Raw genomic sequence first — 16,795 nt, 5'->3', positions numbered from 1 at the left:
TTTGATTCTCGTTATGCAACTGTCAACTGTCCACTGTCAACTGTCAACTGCTATATGACGCTACCTACGGCAGGGGTGCGCTCGGTATGGTGCGTCGCTCCCGCACCGCTGCGGTACGGGAGCGGGAGCGAAACACGGGATTTGTTGGCTAAAATAAGGTTAGCAATAATTTTTGTCAGTGCTGGGCGCTAATCATTACATAGGGGCAATTTGATGCAGGAACAGTTGATGGAAGCGATCGCACCCTACCGCGATCGAGTAGATTATCTAGAAGTTCGCCTCGAACAAAGCGAGTCAACTGCAATTAGTTTTCGCGGCCCTGGGTTAGATGCAGTCAACCGCAGTTTCAGTCTCGCTGGCGGCATCCGCGCCTGTCACAAAGGCGGCTGGAGTTTTGTAACATTTAACGGTTTGGCCCAATTAAAAGCTCGCATTGAAGAAGCTGTCGTGCAGTCTCGTTTAGTTGGCAGCGAAAAAACTGTACTAGCAGATGTCACTCCGATTCAAGATTATGTAGCGGTGGAATTCGGTCGCGATCCGCGGTCTATCAGTCTAGCAGAAAAACGCAAGTTGCTCGAATCTTACAACCAATTGCTGTTAGATTTCGACCCGCGAATTCAGACGACAATGGCCGGTTACAGCGATCGATTCGGGATTACTTATTTTGTGAATTCTCAAGGCACTTCCATTGCTCAAGAGCGTTTGGACGTTACCGGGCGCTTCGGGGCGATCGCCCGCGGGGAAGGCGGTGTCGTCCGTCAAGGGTTTGAGTCGATTCATTCGCGATCGGATTACAATGTCTTGACAAATATTGAAGATCGTGTTAAGAGCGCGGCGGTGCGAGCTGTGGGCCAACTAGAAGCAAAACCGGTCAAAGGCGGCCAGTATCCGGTGATTTTAGACCCTTATTTGTCGGGAGTATTTATTCACGAAGCTTTCGGCCATTTGTCGGAAGCTGACGGCATTTACGAAAATCCGAAAATGCAGGAATTATTGACTTTGGGCAAGCCTGTGGCGATCGAACAATTGAACGTAATTGACGATGCAACTTTGCCGGGATTGCCGGGAACTTTGAAATACGACGACGAAGGAGTGCCAGCTCAGTGCAAGCATTTAATTAAAAATGGAGTTTTGGCAGCGAGAATGCACAATCGCGAGACAGCGGGCAAAATGGGCGAAGCTCCGACGGGAAATGCTAGGGCCCTGAGCGCTACTTTTATGCCGTTGGTGCGGATGACTAATACTGCGATCGAATCTGGGGCACATTCTTTCGACGAAATGGTAGGCGACATTGAGGAAGGAGTCTATGCAGTACGGATGTTGGGAGGACAAACCAACGGCGAAATGTTTACCTTTGCAGCAGCCGAAGGCTTCATGATTCGCGACGGCAAATTGGCAGAACCGGTGAGTGATGTCACGTTAAGCGGCAATGTATTTCAGACTTTAAAGGATATTGAGTCGATCGGCAACGACTCAGTTTATGCCTACGGCGGCTGCGGAAAAGGCGGCCAAAGCGGTTTAGCTGTCAGCGTCGGCGGCCCCCATTTGCGGATCAGAAATGTTGTAGTCGGAGGCAGATAATATAGCCTTTCGAGCTTTCATATGAGGTACTCATGGGGATAGGGCATAGGGCATAGGGCATAGGGCATACCTCACTTTTTTGAGAACCGCTATATAAAAACTGTTGAGATTTGAATTTTGAGTTTTGAACCCAACAGTTTTTATCCCCGTCGGCGAACCCAAGAGTTCAATAAAAAACCCGGTTTCTTGAAGAAACCGGGTTTTTTTCTACCAACTAAGAGAGGAATGAAAAATCATGAGGTAGAGGTTGCGGGAATTCTGCATTTCTCGCGCCACCCTCTCAACCAAACTACGGGCTAATTTTAGTAGCAGCGGCTTAAAGCTGTCTCATCTCATCTTCCAGCACCCGAACCAAATCTTGATTGCCGCTGGCTCTAGCGACTTCGATGCGGTGCATCAGTTGCTTCTCGATGTTAGCGCGGTGGGTTTCAGCGATTTTTTTTACGTTTTGGCGATTTGTGTTCATGGTGAACGTTCCTTATATTAAATTTGGTGTATGTCCTACTTCTTTAATATAGCGCAAAATTTCAAAAAGTATCTAAATTTACAAAAAGTTTACAGTTATTGACCGATCGACCACAATAGTGTATAATATCTGGCATAAGTCAATAGCGATATCTTGACAATCAAAAGTCATTAGTCAGCAGTCATTAGTCATTAAGCCGATGCCCGATGCCCGATGCCCTGTTTGCCCCACATTACATTTAGTCAAGCGGTGCGCGGTGCACACCCTACATTTATTAGTCAAAACTGAAAACTTGCCCCAAAGCCTCTAGCAACTGCTGAATGTGTGCCAGCTCGTGAGTTGCCATCAGCGAAATCCGAATGCGACTGACGCTGACAGTCGGAGGCCGAATTGCTACAGCAAAAATACCCATTTCCCTGAGTTGGCTGCTAACAGTTAAAGCTGTGGCTGCATCTTTTAATGGGAGACTGAAAATTGGGGACAGGGAATTGCTGATTGCTAATTGCTGATTGGTAGCCGCCGCATATTTGAAAGCTTCGATATTTTGCTGCAACCGAACTCGGCGCTCTGGTGCTTGCTGGACAATTCTCACAGCTTCCAAAGCAGCGGCCGTGTCAGCAGGCGTCAATGCTGTAGTATAAATCCAAGTCGCAGCTCGATTGCGGAGAAAATCAATTAAAGCAGCAGAGCCCGCAACGTAGCCGCCCAAACTTCCCAAAGCTTTGCTAAGCGTGCCAACTTGAATTAGTGGCAATCCCGTACACCCGAAATGTTCTGCGCAACCTGCACCGCTAGCACCGAAAACTCCTGTAGCGTGAGCTTCATCTACTAATACCATACAGTTAAATTGCTCGCCCAAACCTAACAACTGCGGTAGCGGACACAAGTCCCCATCCATGCTGAAGACGCTATCGCTAATAATTAAACACTTGCGGTATTTGGCGCGATTTTGCTCTAGCTTGGCTTTTAAATCCTCAAGGTTGCAGTGACTGTACTCAAGCGTCTTTGCACCGCTGAGTGTGGCTCCGTTTTTGAGGCTCGAATGGTTGTACTTGTCAGATAATATCAAATCGCGCTGGCCGACAACCGATGCGATCGCCCCTAAATTCGCTAAATATCCGGAACTGAATACCAAAGCGTCTTCAGTTTGTTTTAAATTAGCAATAGCCTGTTCTAGCTTTCGGTGCAAATCGCGGTGTCCGCTTACCAGCCTCGAACCCGTTGCACCGGTACCAAATTCCTGAGTTGCAGCAACAGCCGCTTGAATCAACCTGTCATCGCCGGCAAGTCCGAGATAATCGTTGCTAGCAAAATTAATCAGCCGGCGGTTTGCTAATTTTACCACAGGCCCGGGGCTGCTTTCGATCGATTGTGGCGAGCGATACCAATCGGCCCGGCGAACAGTGTCCAGAGACTTGTCTATCCAAGCATAAGGGTTTGCGTTCATATTGTTTAGCGATCGGCTAATACGTTATATTGTCTTATAATCAGTCCCTGCCTATCACACAAGCATATGCCACTCACTAAAAAATACAGATTAGTCACCCGCAGCGATTTTGACGGTCTAGTCTGTGCCGTTTTGCTCAAAGAACTCGATTTGATCGACGAGATTAAATTCGTGCATCCTAAAGATATGCAGGATGGAAAAATCGAAATAACAAATAACGATATTAGCACCAATTTACCCTATGTTGAGGGAGTTCATCTAGCTTTCGACCACCACTTCAGCGAAACTCTCAGACACGAAAAAATTAAAATCAACCACATCATCGACCCCTATGCAGCTTCCGCAGCTCGGGTATTGTACAAATATTATGGAGGGAAAGCAAAGTTTCCTGAAATTTCCGAGGCGATGATGGCAGCCGTTGACAAATCCGATTCCGCTAAATTTGCTAAAGAAGAGATTTTAGACCCGGAAGAATGGGTGCTGTTAAACTTTTTAATGGACGCCCGCACTGGGTTGGGTAGGTTTAAAGAATTTACAGTTTCTAACTATCAGTTAATGATGCAGTTAATCGATTACTGCAAAAATCATACTATCGATCAAATCCTGGAGCTTCCAGATGTCAAAGAAAGAGTAGACCTTTACTTCGAGCAATCAGAAAAATTCAAAGAGCAAGTACAGCGTTGCGCCAAAGTTTACGATAATTTAGTAGTTTTGGATTTGCGCAACGAAGATGTGATTTATGCGGGGAATCGTTTTGTAATTTATGCTTTGTTCCCCGAGTGCAATATCTCGATTCACGTACTCTGGGGACTCAAGCAACAAAACACTGTTTTCGCAGTTGGTAAGTCAATCTTCAACAAAACTTCTAAAACTAATATTGGCCAGTTAATGTTAAAGTATGGCGGCGGCGGACACCAGAACGCCGGAACTTGTCAGATTGAAAATGACAAAGCTAGTAAAATTTTGAAAGAGTTAATTGCCCAGATTGAACAGAATGGTTAAATTGAATTTATCTTTTTTGTACATTCTGTATTTGTAGGGTGTGCATTGCGCACATTCTGTATTTGTAGCGCAATGCGCAGCGGTTGACTAACTTTCAGCGTTTTTATTTTGAAGCCAAGCTCTCAAACCAATTTTTATTGGTTGAAGAACCGAAAAATCCGAACGTGAAATAGGGGTTTGATGCTTTTTTAATCGCTCAAATTTAACAGGCCAGACAAATCTGGCATTGCGCACCCTACAAGATATTAGCCGATGCGCATTGCGCACCCTACAAACTACAAACCGGAATTTTAGCACTCAAGTCCTGACTACAAACTCGGGTTTATTCCTCTAGGTTTTGAGGTTCTGGGTTCTGAGGGTTTAAATTTTCTGCACTTTTGCCTTTGACTGGGGGTAAATAATCTACTAAACCCATATCAAAAGCGACATCCGGCAAATCAGCAGCGTTATATTTTCCGGGTTCAAACAATCGCCCGGGAGTAAAACAAGGGTGTTTTAATTGTACCACTTCCTCCGGTAAAAACATTCCCCTAAACATTTTGCGTTCGAGTCCCATAAGTTCAACTCCTAAAACAACTCTCGCATTAATCTTAGCAATTTTTTGCCCGCAGCTTCCCAATTAAATAAATCCGCTGTCTCTCTAGCTTTTTGAGCTACCTGAAAACGCATCGGGTCTTCAACAATTTTTCGCAACTGTTCGCGAACAGACTGAATATTTGGTTCGGCCCAATGGGGAGAATTTCTAATTTTGAGATACTGAGTATCGTAACACTCTCCGACGGGAATTAGATCGCAAGCAATCGGATAGCAGTTAGCACTATTTGCGTAGTCTGTCGGCCCGCCGTACACAGTCATAGCGACTGGTAAACCCGCAGCAAAGGCATCCAAAATTTTAATCGCAAAACCCTCGCCACGAAACGGAGCAAGAAAAGCATCTGCTGATAAGTATAAATCCGCTAGTTCTGTTTTAGTAAAAAATTTAGGCTTTACCTCTATTTTCGGCTTTAATTTGCCGAATTGCCTTTCCATATTTATGATGTGTTCGGTTATGGCATCAGGATTTTTTCCACCATCTTTGACGATCAACTCTACGTTTGCATCATTTTGAAACTCTTGATAAAATGCTTGAATGGCGATATCTGTGCCAAATCTATACAAGTCAAAAGAATTGGTCATGTGCAGAATAGATTTTACATCTTTCTGGTTTTTTTGCGGTCTGGAAGAATAGAGTTGCGAAATTAAAGGATTGAAACCTAGAGGTATGACGGAGACTTTTTTGGTCGAACATCCAGCTTGGATCAAAACGTTTTTAGAATATTCACTGACGGCTAGGATGTGGGATGAATTGTTAACAGCATCGTAAATCCAGTAATCATATTCATCGTCATTTCGGGCGAATTCGTAATTGATGGCAAAAAATTCTAAGTTGAGGTGTCCTTTGAGTTCTTTGAGAAAATAAGGTTTCCAGTAATGAGACCATTTAATTTGAAATAAATCTGATGGTGGGGTGTTCATCCACTCGGCTAGCAGGCGGTTTTCTTCGGCTGTGGAATTGCGGGTAACGTGACCGGCGATTTCTGAAGGTTCGACAGAAATAGGAATCCCCATTTTGTCTAATGTTGTCGCTAGAGATAGGGTAATGTCGGCGAAAGAATTAAAGTGTTGAAAGCCGACGTTAAAGTGAACCATGATAATTTGTTAGTTGTCAGTTGTCAGTTGTCATTGTAGGGTGCGTCAGGTGAGAAGGTTTTAAATACAAACTCAGGATTTTTGCCCTGACGCACCCTGGGGTTGATTGAGGGTTTATTAATTAAATTATTTATAAAAATATTTGTACCAGCCTCCAAGTGTCAGGTGCGTCGCCGTGAAATTGTCGATATAATTTAAGGATTGTTGATGGCGACGCACCCTACGACTACTGAAGTGTAAGGTGCGTCGCTTGATGATTTTGCATATAATTTAGGGATTGTTGATGTATCCGCACCCTACGATTCAAATCTCAAATCGCCAATGGTATGATTGTGCTAGGATGCCGATCGCACTAAAATGACTGTACAGTCGCATCCGCGCGCCACAGCTTCCGGGATGTTCCCATGAATCACCTGTTTGAGGAACCCTTCGCGGCTCGCTCCCAAGACGATAGCATCGCATTGATCGTTCTGAGCTAAATCAATTAAAGCATCAGAAACCGACTTAGCACAAACCGCAGTCCCGATTACCGAACAGCTCACCCTGCGCTTGATAAAATCCGCAGCTTGTTTTAATTCTACGCGATCGGGTTCTGCAACAGAAGGCTGATGAACTTGACACAATTTAATCTCGGGTACAGCACTCGCAGCCACCAAAGCAGGTAGCAAACGCAAAGCCGCAGCTTGCTTGTAACTGCCGCGAATTGGCACCAACCAGCGCTGCAAACCCATCAGCGTGTGCAGTCCCAATTCTGGCGCCGGAATGTCGGAATTCGACGGGGAAAGTTCACTCTCGGGGGTTGCTGCTAAACTAGATCCTACAAATTTGAAATTTTCTGCATCATCAACTTCTGCCGCATTTAACTGCCATTCTGTAGGCGCATATTCCCGCGCCTTGCTAGCGGCAGAAAACTCACTTTGATGGCGTGTTGCTAATAGTTTTTCGCTCCACTTCACCAAAACTACCTCGCAGCCTGCTTGCCTAATTACGGTATCGACCACATCGCCAAAAATGCGTTTAGTTGTGGAAATTTCGCCTTGCCAGCCCATCAAAATTAAATCGATGTGTCGCTCCTTAATAGTCTCCAAAATCGCGTGAGGTACGTCGTGAGCTACCCGAATTTGAGTGTGTACTGGCAAGTTCCAATTGCGGATAACGCGCTCGGCTTGTTGCAGCAGGCGGCGGCTTTTTGTGGTTCGCACTGTGCTTTCTGAGGGGGAACTGTTGCGCGGTACGATGATGATTTGCAGGCATTCTAATTCGTAATTGCGATCGCGCGCAATGGCGGCCGCCAGTCGCAGCAAGGCGGGTGCTGTTTGCGGGTTGGACAGCGGCACTAATAGGCGGCCGTTTCCGACTTGCGGCGCTCTGGTTTGATAGACTACATAGGATGGTTCTGGATGCGGGCCTTGGGTTGTTTCTCCGCTGAGGCGATCGGATTCTACTCGGATTATGTCGCTGCGGGTAATAATTCCAACTAAATGCCGTCCTTCTATGACGGGCAAGCGGCTGATATTGTAGTGATTGAGCCTGTACAGTACCTCGCTTAAGCTATCCTTGGCTTTGACTGCGATCGGCTGTGCAGTCATAAATTCTTTGAGCAGTGTCTTCCCTGACAAATTCTGCTCGCTGGCTTTTGCTAAATCGGTTTGACTGATAATGCCGACTAATTTACCATTTTCAACTACCGGAAAGCCGCGGTGGCTCGATCGCGAAAAAGCCTGGATCACTTCATCGAAAGTTAGCACGCTTGAGAGAGTTTCAACTCGGCGCTGCATGACGTTAGCTGCGAGCAAGTCGCTCAGGGTATCGGTGACAGGTTTTGTCTTGGTTAGTTGAATGCCGTTAAACTCCAAAAGGCGATCGTACAAAGAGCCACTGTCTACCTTTTCGGCGACTAAATAAGCAACTACAGAACAAATCATCAATGGTAGCACCAATTTGAAATCCGCCGTAATTTCAAACACAATAACTACCGCCGTAATCGGCGCCCTCGAAACCGCGCAAAAAAATGCTCCCATCCCCGCCAAAGCATAGGTTGCTGGCAAACCGACGCCCAGGGAATTTGCTTGCATAATGCCCACAATGTGACCGAGTGCAGAACCCATAACAAGGGAAGGAGCAAACAATCCTCCCGGAGCTCCAGAAGCAGCGGAAATAATTGTCAGAAAAAAGTGAGCTATCAAAGCAATCAAACTCGTTGTACCGTTGGCTTCTCCGGTCAGCAAAAACTCCCGCAAACCTGTATTGTTGCGGAAACTTTCTGGTAAAAAAGCTATTACTGAACCGCAGATAATCCCCGCTAAAGCAATTCGCGCGGGCAAGGGTAATTTGAGCGTCCGCCTGTTAAATTGCAAGCTAGCAATCACTCCTTTGCTGAACAAAGCTCCCAGCAATCCGGCTAAAACTCCTAACAGTATGTAGAACGGGGTTTCCTGAGCTGCAAAACTGGTTGGGTACTCGCGCAGGTTCAAATTTAAAGAATCTCCGCCCAAAAGTTGCGAGACAACTGCACCGATAAATGAAGCGATAATTGCTGTCCCTAAAGTCAATCCCGAAACATCGTGCAAAAGTTCTTCAACTACGAACAAAACTCCAGCAATTGGAGCGTTGAAACCAGCAGCTAATCCCGCCGCCGCACCGCAAGCAATCAATTGCCGGCGGTAGTCTGGGGAAGTCGGCATCAAGTGACCGATCCAGCCGGCTAAGGATGCTCCAATTTGGACAGTTGGGCCTTGTCTTCCGAGAGTTAAACCGGAACCAACTGCTAAAATTGTGGTGAGAAGTTTGGCGACGGCTACTCGCAAATCTAAGGAAAGATTGACGCCGCCGAGAGCAGCTTTGACGTGGGGAATGCCGCTTCCGGCAGTTTCGGGAGCCAAACGTTCAACCAAGAAACCTGTTAGCAATCCGCCGCACAAACCAACGCTGGGCAGTAAGATCCAAGCGGGAATTATGGTGGAGGTAGCTACTCGCCAACTGCCGAGCCATCCCACTCCTAATTTCAGCAATACGCCTGCTAGTCCGGCGACTAAACCAATTAGGCAAGCTTCAAAAATAGCGAGGCGTTTTGGTCGTAAAAATAGTTGAGATTCGATGACCCTGGAAGGTTCCCTAAATTGTTTAGGGATGGTAATGTACGGCATAAATAGGGTTGATTGCCTGCGAATTGTCCGTTGGGCTTGACTTTAACAAAAAATTGCTTGGTTTGGGACAATGCAACGAATTTAATCGTTAATTTACTGTTTTGGCGATCGCTCTAATTTTGATTCGCTTTTGTGCGATCGCCCAAAACAATTTAGATTTATTTAAGTTTCAGCTCGGGCGATCGCCCAAAATTTACTTCTTTAAGTATTGACAATATTAGCGGAATATGCGGTAAAGCGCGGCTAAATATTTTTTTAATGTGGCTAATAAAATAGATAATCGCTCTCAGCTATAGTTAAAAAATATGTATTTTGGGGGATGCTGTCGATCGCCCTCGCAACAGAGTCGAGATGGGCGATCGGCCTTTCCCTGCTATTGACCCACAACCTGCACGGACAAATCAACCCGAGCATTGGTCTCAATCTGTACTGCGATCGATTTAGCTTCAAGTCGCGTAAACTGCGGGGGGTGGGCGATGAAAATAGTTGCAGTCACGTTGCAGTTACATTGATCGATGCTGCGAATAGTCGGCGATTGAAGTTCATAATTTTAAGTGAAAATCGAGTGTTTTACCAGAAAGAATTGGTTGAAAGCCCTCGCGCCGGAGCGGGATCAATTAAAATCAGACTATTCATTACTCCAATCCTCGGACTTAAGGGTAGATTTCGCTTTTAAACTGTCAACCCTCAAGCGGTCAACTGTCCACTGTTGAACGCAGCTTAAAAACTCATAAATCCTGTGATATCGGCGACTTTGCAGCGAAATTATTGAGGAATTGATGGTGTCTCTTCAAGTTCTCTAACTTTCATTCGTGCCTTTACATAATTATATTTGTCTCCTTGTTGCATAAATAACTCTGCGGCTTTTTGAATGTCTGCAATCGCGCCCTGCTTGTCTCCTAACCTTTCGCGGACATTACCCCGGTTGCCGTAAGCCTGCGGTAAGTTGGGGTTAAATTTTATGGCTTGCTCGAAGTCGGCGAGGGCGCCATCTTTGTCTCCTAAGCTGTTGCGAATAATACCCCGATTGTTATAAGCAGAAGCATAGTTGGGGTTAATTTTCAGAGCTTGATTGAAATCTGAGAGCGCAGCCTGATTGTCTCCTAACCTTGATTGGGTAACACCCCGGTTGTAGTAGGCTGACGCATTGTTGGGATCAATTTTCAAGGCTCGATCGTAATCGGCGATCGCACCCCGGCTGTCTCCTGAGTCATCGCGGGCATTACCGCGGCCGATATAAGCAGCCCAATGATTAGGATTCAGCTCAATCGCGCGATCGAAATCAGCGATCGCACCCTGATAATCTTTTTTTCCGTACTTCTGCTCGCCCTGATTGTAAAACTCCTCAGCTTTCGGATCGATCGCCTCTGGCTCTTTCGCCACACGCAGGGGAAAATCTACCCGAGTAGAAGCCAACCCTCTCAAACTCCCATCAATCGGAATCCTGGACACCAAGCTATTGTTTCGCGCGTGGCCCGGCTGACAACTTGTCGCAGTTGTGAGACAAGAAACAACTAACCCTGTCAGCAGCCCAGTCAACATTGTGGACTTCATAAGTAATGCCCGATTTCTGAGACTTTCCAATCTAGGTTAGCTTTTAATTTATGAAGGTTGGAGAATTGTAATAAATTGTCTCAATGCTCAGCTAACCCTATTACCGCAGCTCAAATATAATTATCGTTCCGATCGCAGGATCGGGCTTTAAGCAAGCAGCATCTCAGTTGGGCTTTTGTAGTGCAAAGGAGCGATATTTTACAGCAGATGCTAGTTTTGTACAGATGCCGATCGATTAATCGACACATAACACGGCATCCCTACCTCTGGTCGATACCTACTTCCGGGGAATTTGCTGTAATGCTGTAATATAGCACTGCCCAAAAATGCTTTTTTTCAGAATTAGATGCTCCTATTTGAGCGAAACCGCTCCACTCCACCCGAGATAAATCAAGTTTTTATAGGAATCAAAGGTGAGCGACCCGCTTTTCGCAAAATAATTGATTTTTCACTACTCATTCCTAAGTTTTGTAGGTCGTTTTTTAGGGTTGATATTCAGCAAAGATTTCAATTTTTCCGACAATATTGCGATTAAATTCTGCTAACTCTTCTGCCGGAATCCAATATTCTTGATGAATCGAACTGCCGACAGTTTGCACGGAATATTTTTTTAAGAATTCAGCCAAAACTCGAAACCTGGTAACATAGCCAAAATATCCCGATGCAGCATCTTTTGTGTTCCAATCTCGCGCTATTTGTATGGCATAAGCTTTGTGGAGTACCGGATAAAAAATAGGCTGAAAAGACAGTCGCGGCGGAAATGCCATAAAATTGCTTTCTTTAATTAATTCCATTTCTTTTTTCCCGACAGCTCTAAACAGTGTTACCGTCTCCATCTCCGACATATTTATATTTTTAAACCAAGCTTTCCAAGCATCCCAATTGTGAACTATTTTAGCCAGTTCATTATAACCAGCGGCGCGGGGATGGGAACCGTCATTTTCGGTAAGTTCTTTGAGCCAAATTTCTGATTTTTCCAGGGGGGTACAAATATCTAAATAAGCTACGTTTAAGTCGCTGCAAACTTCGGAAAACTGTTGCGACAAATTAGCTATTCTAATGGTGCGCTCCACATCAATAACTGGCGGCGGCCCTATCATTAAAATTGGGACTCTTTCTTGGGCAGAACTTAGAATGTAGCGAAGGTTTTCCAGGGATTTTTCCAGGGCTACGCGAGTTTTTCCGTTTTCAAAGTAAGTGTCGTTGACGCCAAAGGAAAATACTATTCGACCGTCGCAGTAGTGAGGCAAGCGGCAAGAAATTTCGCTGAACCACCGATTTTCTATATCGGCACTTGTTTCTCCCCGCACTCCTAAATTATAGTAGGTAATCTCCTGGGTTTGCCCGCTGGCGGCAGCGCAAATTCTTCCTGTCCAACCAAGATATTTGGGATCGCCGGTACCATTGACAAAAGAGTCGCCGATAAAACAAATACGCATAACGTTTTGAGATTTTAGATGGTAATTATGTTGTCTAGTTTGTCAGGGAAAATTTGTGTTTTTTGATTTGCGATCGTAGCACCTGCTAATTCTAGTTTAAAATAGAGAATTGGACATTTATCTAGCATCCGTCGATCGGTTGTGTAATTCTTGTAGGGGCCTTGGGCCCCGTGGTTGCCCTGTTTGCGCTGCCACCGCAGGCACGCACCATCCACTACCCCTACATATGTACAAATTATTTAGGATTGCTAGATCGCTGGCGGTTGCATTTATGTTATATCAATTCCGGTTGTATCGTCAGGTAATTTAACCTTTTTATAACGCTCTTGACGCAGAGGGGGAGAAAAGAGAGAGCAATAATTCCAATGCTGTGGCATTGATATTATCCAATGGTTGAGGGAGTGCGTGAGAGTCAATATTCTCCTACTTGGGATTTGAATGTTTCTCGTTTTCACGCACTCGGAGAGAGCTTTATTACTAATGACCAATGACTAATTACCAATGACTGCTGTTCGCTCGGGGGACAGCACTAATGACTAATGACTAATGACTAATGACTAATGACTAATGACTAATTACCGATTAGTTTTTGCCGGTGACGGACAATCCCTCTACAATTACAGATGGTGTGTGGCAAGAACCGTTCCACTCGGAGTCTCCTCCTAATTCTACCAATTGTTTGAGGACGCTGTAGACGTTGCCGGCTACCATGGTGTCTTTTATTCTGCCGATTATTTGACCTTTTTTGACTCGGTAGCCGAGATCGACGTTAATCGAAAAGTCGCCGGAAATTCCGGCACTGCCGCCGAGCATTTGATCGATGACAATTCCGTCGTCTAATTGAGTGATTAAATCGATTAGCGATCGCGATCCTGGTTTAATCAAAACATTGAACAAACTCGGCGTGGGGTAGCTACCCAAACCCGGGCGAAATCCGTTGCCGGTGGTGCCGCTTCCCAAGGCTCTACCAGTGGTGCGATCGGTATAAAATAGCTGCAAGACTCCACTGTTGATAAAGACGATCGCCCGAGTGGGAGTACCTTCGTCATCAAAAGGACAGCTATAGGGCCCGATATCCGGCTGCTGCGAGAGAGTGACAAGGGGCGATGTCACTTGTTGGCCGAGTCGATCGCTCCAAGGCGAAGCGCCTTCGAGTACCTGTTTGCCGTTTAATGCCGCACACACAGTCCCCCACAACAAATCGGCTGCTTTGGCTGTAAACAGTATCGGCACGCGCCCGGTGGCGGGGGCTACATTATCTTTCGCCCATTCCAAACGCTGCAAAACCCGCTTGGCGCTGGTGTTTAAGTCGAGAGTGCCGCGTTCGGTTTCGCCATCCCAAATGTTGAGGAAATCTTCGCCCCGCACTAATTCTGCTGACAAGTAACCGCTGAGGGTGGTGTCGGTGTGACTCGAATCCAAGCCTCTGGTATTCAGCAAGCGGGTGCTTTCTATTTCGCAGTCGAGTTCGGCGGTGCAGAGGCTTTCGGGATAGGCTTCGCGGACGATCGCGATCGCTTCTTTTCCCCAGTTTACTAGCTGTTCGGCTGGGACTGACACTCCGCGATCGGGATAAACAACCGTCTCACCAGTGCCGAGTTCGATGGTTTCCGGTTCGGCCAGTTGCGAAAGCGCGATCGCGCGATCGACCAAAATCTGCGGTTCCACGGGCCCGTAAGCCACCGCCAAACCCGGCCGCCCGTCCCGCCACAGCCGCAGGGCAATGCCTTCTGCTTGGGCAGTTTCTAGCTGTTTGAGGCGGTTTGCTTCAAAAAATACCGGCCGCGACAGCGATTGCGATTCCAATACCTCAGCAGCTTCGGCACCTGCTTTGGTGGCTAATTCTAACAGTTGTTCTGCTGATTGGTGATTGGTCATTGTTGTCAGTGGTTGCTAATGGGCGATCGGTTATTGGTTACTGGTTATTGGTTATTGGTTACTGGTTATTAGTTACTGGTTATTAGTTATTGGTTATTGGAAGTCACAACCCATAATCTACAACTAACCCAACGACTGCGTTTATCCTGAGCGTAGTCGAAGGGATCGGGGCACCGCAACAAATAACAAATAACAAATAACAAATAACAAATAACAACTAACAACTAATTAGTTAGTTAGTTCGTGCAGCAGCCAAAATCCAGCGAAAGATTCCGATTGTGGATTCGACTGAATTGCTAAAAAATGTACTTTTTTGGCTTGTTGTTTCGCAGCTTCAAATGATGCGGCTTCTTTCTGGGTTGCTGCATCTCTGAGATTAGCTATAATCCAGCGATCGTTAGCTCCGGTATCTAATACCAACCTGGGGATAGGGGTGCTGTCAAATCTGAGAAAAGCTAATTCCAAACCCGACATCCAACCTGCTAAAGCCGTTGCTCTCGATGAGTAGATAATTAATCCTGGAATTTGTGTTTCCGGGGGGAGGCGTGTCATCGGGAGTCCGAAAGCTTCGCCAAATCCAATATCCCACTCGGACATCTCATCAAAAGCTGCGATCGGCAAACTCACAAACGTCCATTTTTCGCCGATTAAGGCATCCGGCAGCGCTATGGGCGTTTCGGGTACAAATTGAACGCTCGGGTTGACAACTGCTTGATAGCCCGGTTCTGAAGGATAAACGTCCTGCATCCGTTCTTCCAGCCACAGGCTGAGGGCGAGGGTGCGGCGGCTGGAGGCTGAGGGAATATCCAATTCCTCGCAGGCTTTGGTAATCATGTTCGCCATTTGGCGGCGAAAAAAGCGGATTTTTTCGGGTGGTTTCGGTGCAGAGGCGATCGCATCTTTAATTGCGTCGGCCAGCCACAGGGAATTCACGGTTGTACTCGGGCAAAATTGCGAGTAACGAAACAGAGATTCTGCCTTGTCCCCTACATTCAGCGGGCTTTCGCAAATCAAAACTTCCCATTTTTTTTTCCCACGCTCGTCTATGATTGGACGGCTGTAAAAGTCGAGTTCCCAAATAGTAGCCATGCCGCGCTGTTAAAAATTAATCCTTTCTCATGTTACCTGACATCGGGCAGGTTTCTGATGAGTGAAAGGTTAATACTGATTTTCAATGGCGGCGATCGCCCTGTAACTTAACTAATTATGCCTCTGTCTACTTGGCGGGCGATCGCACTTTCCCCAAAAACAGCCCTCTCCCTCGCCGCTTCCCATCTAAATTTCCGCAGCCGCACCAACCGGACACATTAGCAATTCTGAGCATAAGAGTCCCCGGCAATCTCAACCTTCGATATTTGTTAAACTTGTCGAAGCCAAGGAAAACTCAAACTATAGCTTGATGCCGTCACTAACCCCAACCTGAAGGCATGGGGCTTGAAAGAGGGAGACTCACCACCTTCACAAATTCGAGACTAAAAAAGTGTCTAGCCTGTGTCAAAAAGACAAACTGAACTGTTTGGGAGTGGTATCCTGCAAGATGTTAAGAATGCCACCGCAGCGTTTTTAACCAACTCTGACAGTCAGTGGCGAAGGCCAATATATACCTAGAAATAGGACTTACCGTAAATGTTTGTACCCGTTGTCAACAGTGAAAATAGACCGTTAATGCCGACTACCCCAAGCCGCGCCAAGCGCTGGGTTAAGTCGGGGGTGGCAACACCATTCTGGAAAAAAGGAGTATTTTGTGTCCGACTCAACATAGAGCCTTCAAACTACAATTATCAGCCCATTGCGGTAGGAATCGATCCGGGTAGCAAGCGCGAAGGATTTACCGTTAAATCTAAATCGCACACTTACTTAAACATCCAAACTCATGCCGTTGATTGGGTAAAAAACCATGTAAAATTCAAGCGCAATATGCGACGCGCTCGAAGGTTTCGCAATACACCGTGCCGTCAAAATCGAACCAATAGGTTGGCTAACAAAAATCGGATTCCCCCATCTACTAAGGCACGGTGGCAGTGGAAATTAAGGATAGTTAACTGGCTGATTTCTATGTTTTCCGTATCAGCTTTTGTTGTAGAGGACATCAAAGCTCGTACCTGGAAAAATGGACACAAGTGGAATGTATCGTTTAGCCCTCTAGAAGTGGGCAAACACTGGTTCTATTCTGAACTCAGAAAGCTCACCGATCTTGAGATTAGCTCGGGAAACGATACTTATGAGCTACGTCAAAGTTTAGGACTCAAAAAATCCAAACAGAAGCTATCGAATAAGTTTGAGGCTCACTGCATTGATTCTTGGGTATTAGCTAATTGGTATACAGGGGGACACATTCAACCTGACAATACCAAGCTAATAGAAGTAATCCCTCGCTTTGTTTCATCGCAGGCAACTGCATCGTTTGCAGCATTCTACAGGTCATATCCGCTCTCGGTACGGTGGCACTTTAAGTGCGGGGTTTAAGCGTGGTTCGATCGTTAAACATCCTAAATATGGGTTCTGTTATGTTGGCGGATGGCAAGAATCTCCTACAAAAGATATCTTGCAAAAGTCGAAATGTATATGTAGGGGCGTAGCATTTGGGCGAAAA

At 46.0% G+C, this 16,795-nt stretch carries 15 protein-coding genes; 4 read left to right on the top strand and 11 right to left on the bottom strand.

From position 1 onward, the window contains the following. Together QT974_RS15500 and QT974_RS15495 are read left to right on the top strand one after the other, a co-directional pair. A partial coding sequence (locus tag QT974_RS15500; protein WP_333469357.1) for a hypothetical protein occupies nucleotides 1-192 on the top strand: 192 nt, incomplete at its 5' end. A 21-nt stretch (nucleotides 193-213) separates the two neighbouring features. After that, nucleotides 214-1,581: a TldD/PmbA family protein gene (locus QT974_RS15495; RefSeq protein ID WP_333469356.1), complete on the top strand. Its 1,368-nt coding sequence runs from the start codon at nucleotides 214-216 to the stop codon at nucleotides 1,579-1,581. A gap of 316 nt (nucleotides 1,582-1,897) precedes the next feature. Here QT974_RS15495 and pirA read toward each other — a convergent pair whose 3' ends face one another. Both pirA and bioF read right to left on the bottom strand, forming a co-directional pair. After that, a complete protein-coding gene (pirA, locus tag QT974_RS15490; protein ID WP_333469355.1) occupies nucleotides 1,898-2,047 on the bottom strand; it encodes an arginine synthesis PII-interacting regulator PirA in 150 nt (49 codons plus the stop codon). Nucleotides 2,048-2,321: 274 nt separating this feature from the next. Continuing rightward, nucleotides 2,322-3,494, bottom strand: a complete 1,173-nt coding sequence (gene bioF, locus QT974_RS15485; protein ID WP_333469354.1) for an 8-amino-7-oxononanoate synthase — start codon at nucleotides 3,492-3,494, stop codon at nucleotides 2,322-2,324. Between the two features lie 66 nt (nucleotides 3,495-3,560). Between bioF and QT974_RS15480 the strand changes: the two genes are divergently transcribed. Continuing rightward, nucleotides 3,561-4,496, top strand: coding sequence for an exopolyphosphatase (locus tag QT974_RS15480; RefSeq protein ID WP_333469353.1), 936 nt, complete (start codon nucleotides 3,561-3,563; stop codon nucleotides 4,494-4,496). Nucleotides 4,497-4,818: 322 nt separating this feature from the next. Here QT974_RS15480 and QT974_RS15475 read toward each other — a convergent pair whose 3' ends face one another. The 9 genes from QT974_RS15475 to QT974_RS15435 form a co-directional block, all read right to left on the bottom strand. Next, nucleotides 4,819-5,052: a hypothetical protein gene (locus tag QT974_RS15475; RefSeq protein ID WP_333469352.1), complete on the bottom strand. Its 234-nt coding sequence runs from the start codon at nucleotides 5,050-5,052 to the stop codon at nucleotides 4,819-4,821. A gap of 11 nt (nucleotides 5,053-5,063) precedes the next feature. After that, nucleotides 5,064-6,185 carry a glycosyltransferase family 4 protein gene (locus QT974_RS15470; RefSeq protein WP_333469351.1) on the bottom strand — a complete coding sequence of 374 codons (1,122 nt, stop codon included), beginning with the start codon at nucleotides 6,183-6,185 and terminating at the stop codon, nucleotides 5,064-5,066. Between the two features lie 335 nt (nucleotides 6,186-6,520). Further along, nucleotides 6,521-9,331: a chloride channel protein gene (locus tag QT974_RS15465; protein WP_333469350.1), complete on the bottom strand. Its 2,811-nt coding sequence runs from the start codon at nucleotides 9,329-9,331 to the stop codon at nucleotides 6,521-6,523. A 373-nt stretch (nucleotides 9,332-9,704) separates the two neighbouring features. Continuing rightward, complete coding sequence (locus QT974_RS15460) at nucleotides 9,705-9,827, bottom strand: hypothetical protein (protein WP_333469349.1); 123 nt, start codon at nucleotides 9,825-9,827, stop codon at nucleotides 9,705-9,707. Nucleotides 9,828-10,096: 269 nt separating this feature from the next. Beyond that, nucleotides 10,097-10,885, bottom strand: a complete 789-nt coding sequence (locus QT974_RS15455) for a tetratricopeptide repeat protein (protein WP_333469348.1) — start codon at nucleotides 10,883-10,885, stop codon at nucleotides 10,097-10,099. Nucleotides 10,886-11,367: 482 nt separating this feature from the next. Continuing rightward, on the bottom strand, nucleotides 11,368-12,324 hold the full coding sequence (locus QT974_RS15450; protein ID WP_333469347.1) for a GDSL-type esterase/lipase family protein: 957 nt from the start codon (nucleotides 12,322-12,324) through the stop codon (nucleotides 11,368-11,370). Between the two features lie 14 nt (nucleotides 12,325-12,338). Next, entirely contained in the window at nucleotides 12,339-12,539 is a 201-nt protein-coding gene (locus tag QT974_RS15445; RefSeq protein WP_333469346.1) for a hypothetical protein, read from the bottom strand. 367 nt (nucleotides 12,540-12,906) lie between these two features. Then, the gene (locus tag QT974_RS15440; RefSeq protein WP_333469345.1) at nucleotides 12,907-14,202 is read right to left on the bottom strand and encodes a TldD/PmbA family protein; all 1,296 of its coding nucleotides are present in this window, start codon (nucleotides 14,200-14,202) and stop codon (nucleotides 12,907-12,909) included. A gap of 228 nt (nucleotides 14,203-14,430) precedes the next feature. Next, nucleotides 14,431-15,291: a Tab2/Atab2 family RNA-binding protein gene (locus QT974_RS15435; RefSeq protein WP_333469344.1), complete on the bottom strand. Its 861-nt coding sequence runs from the start codon at nucleotides 15,289-15,291 to the stop codon at nucleotides 14,431-14,433. A gap of 537 nt (nucleotides 15,292-15,828) precedes the next feature. On the opposite strand from QT974_RS15435, the gene QT974_RS15430 reads away from it, so the two are divergent. Further along, nucleotides 15,829-16,668: an RRXRR domain-containing protein gene (locus tag QT974_RS15430; RefSeq protein WP_333469343.1), complete on the top strand. Its 840-nt coding sequence runs from the start codon at nucleotides 15,829-15,831 to the stop codon at nucleotides 16,666-16,668. Nucleotides 16,669-16,795: the final 127 nt, after the last annotated feature.

The sequence above is a fragment of the Microcoleus sp. BM001215392 genome (assembly GCF_036700185.1).
Lineage (GTDB): Bacteria > Cyanobacteriota > Cyanobacteriia > Cyanobacteriales > Microcoleaceae > Microcoleus.
This window is presented reverse-complemented; position numbering and strand designations above follow the sequence as displayed.

Coding starts and splice junctions, on each gene's coding strand:
- QT974_RS15450 (WP_333469347.1), bottom strand. CDS start 12,324: ATGCGTATTTGTTTTATCGGCGACTCTTTTGTCAATGGTACCGGCGAT.
- QT974_RS15480 (WP_333469353.1), top strand. CDS start 3,561: ATGCCACTCACTAAAAAATACAGATTAGTCACCCGCAGCGATTTTGAC.
- QT974_RS15435 (WP_333469344.1), bottom strand. CDS start 15,291: ATGGCTACTATTTGGGAACTCGACTTTTACAGCCGTCCAATCATAGAC.
- QT974_RS15495 (WP_333469356.1), top strand. CDS start 214: ATGCAGGAACAGTTGATGGAAGCGATCGCACCCTACCGCGATCGAGTA.
- QT974_RS15475 (WP_333469352.1), bottom strand. CDS start 5,052: ATGGGACTCGAACGCAAAATGTTTAGGGGAATGTTTTTACCGGAGGAA.
- QT974_RS15430 (WP_333469343.1), top strand. CDS start 15,829: ATGTTTGTACCCGTTGTCAACAGTGAAAATAGACCGTTAATGCCGACT.
- QT974_RS15455 (WP_333469348.1), bottom strand. CDS start 10,885: ATGAAGTCCACAATGTTGACTGGGCTGCTGACAGGGTTAGTTGTTTCT.
- bioF (WP_333469354.1), bottom strand. CDS start 3,494: ATGAACGCAAACCCTTATGCTTGGATAGACAAGTCTCTGGACACTGTT.
- QT974_RS15465 (WP_333469350.1), bottom strand. CDS start 9,331: ATGCCGTACATTACCATCCCTAAACAATTTAGGGAACCTTCCAGGGTC.
- QT974_RS15470 (WP_333469351.1), bottom strand. CDS start 6,185: ATGGTTCACTTTAACGTCGGCTTTCAACACTTTAATTCTTTCGCCGAC.
- pirA (WP_333469355.1), bottom strand. CDS start 2,047: ATGAACACAAATCGCCAAAACGTAAAAAAAATCGCTGAAACCCACCGC.
- QT974_RS15440 (WP_333469345.1), bottom strand. CDS start 14,202: ATGACCAATCACCAATCAGCAGAACAACTGTTAGAATTAGCCACCAAA.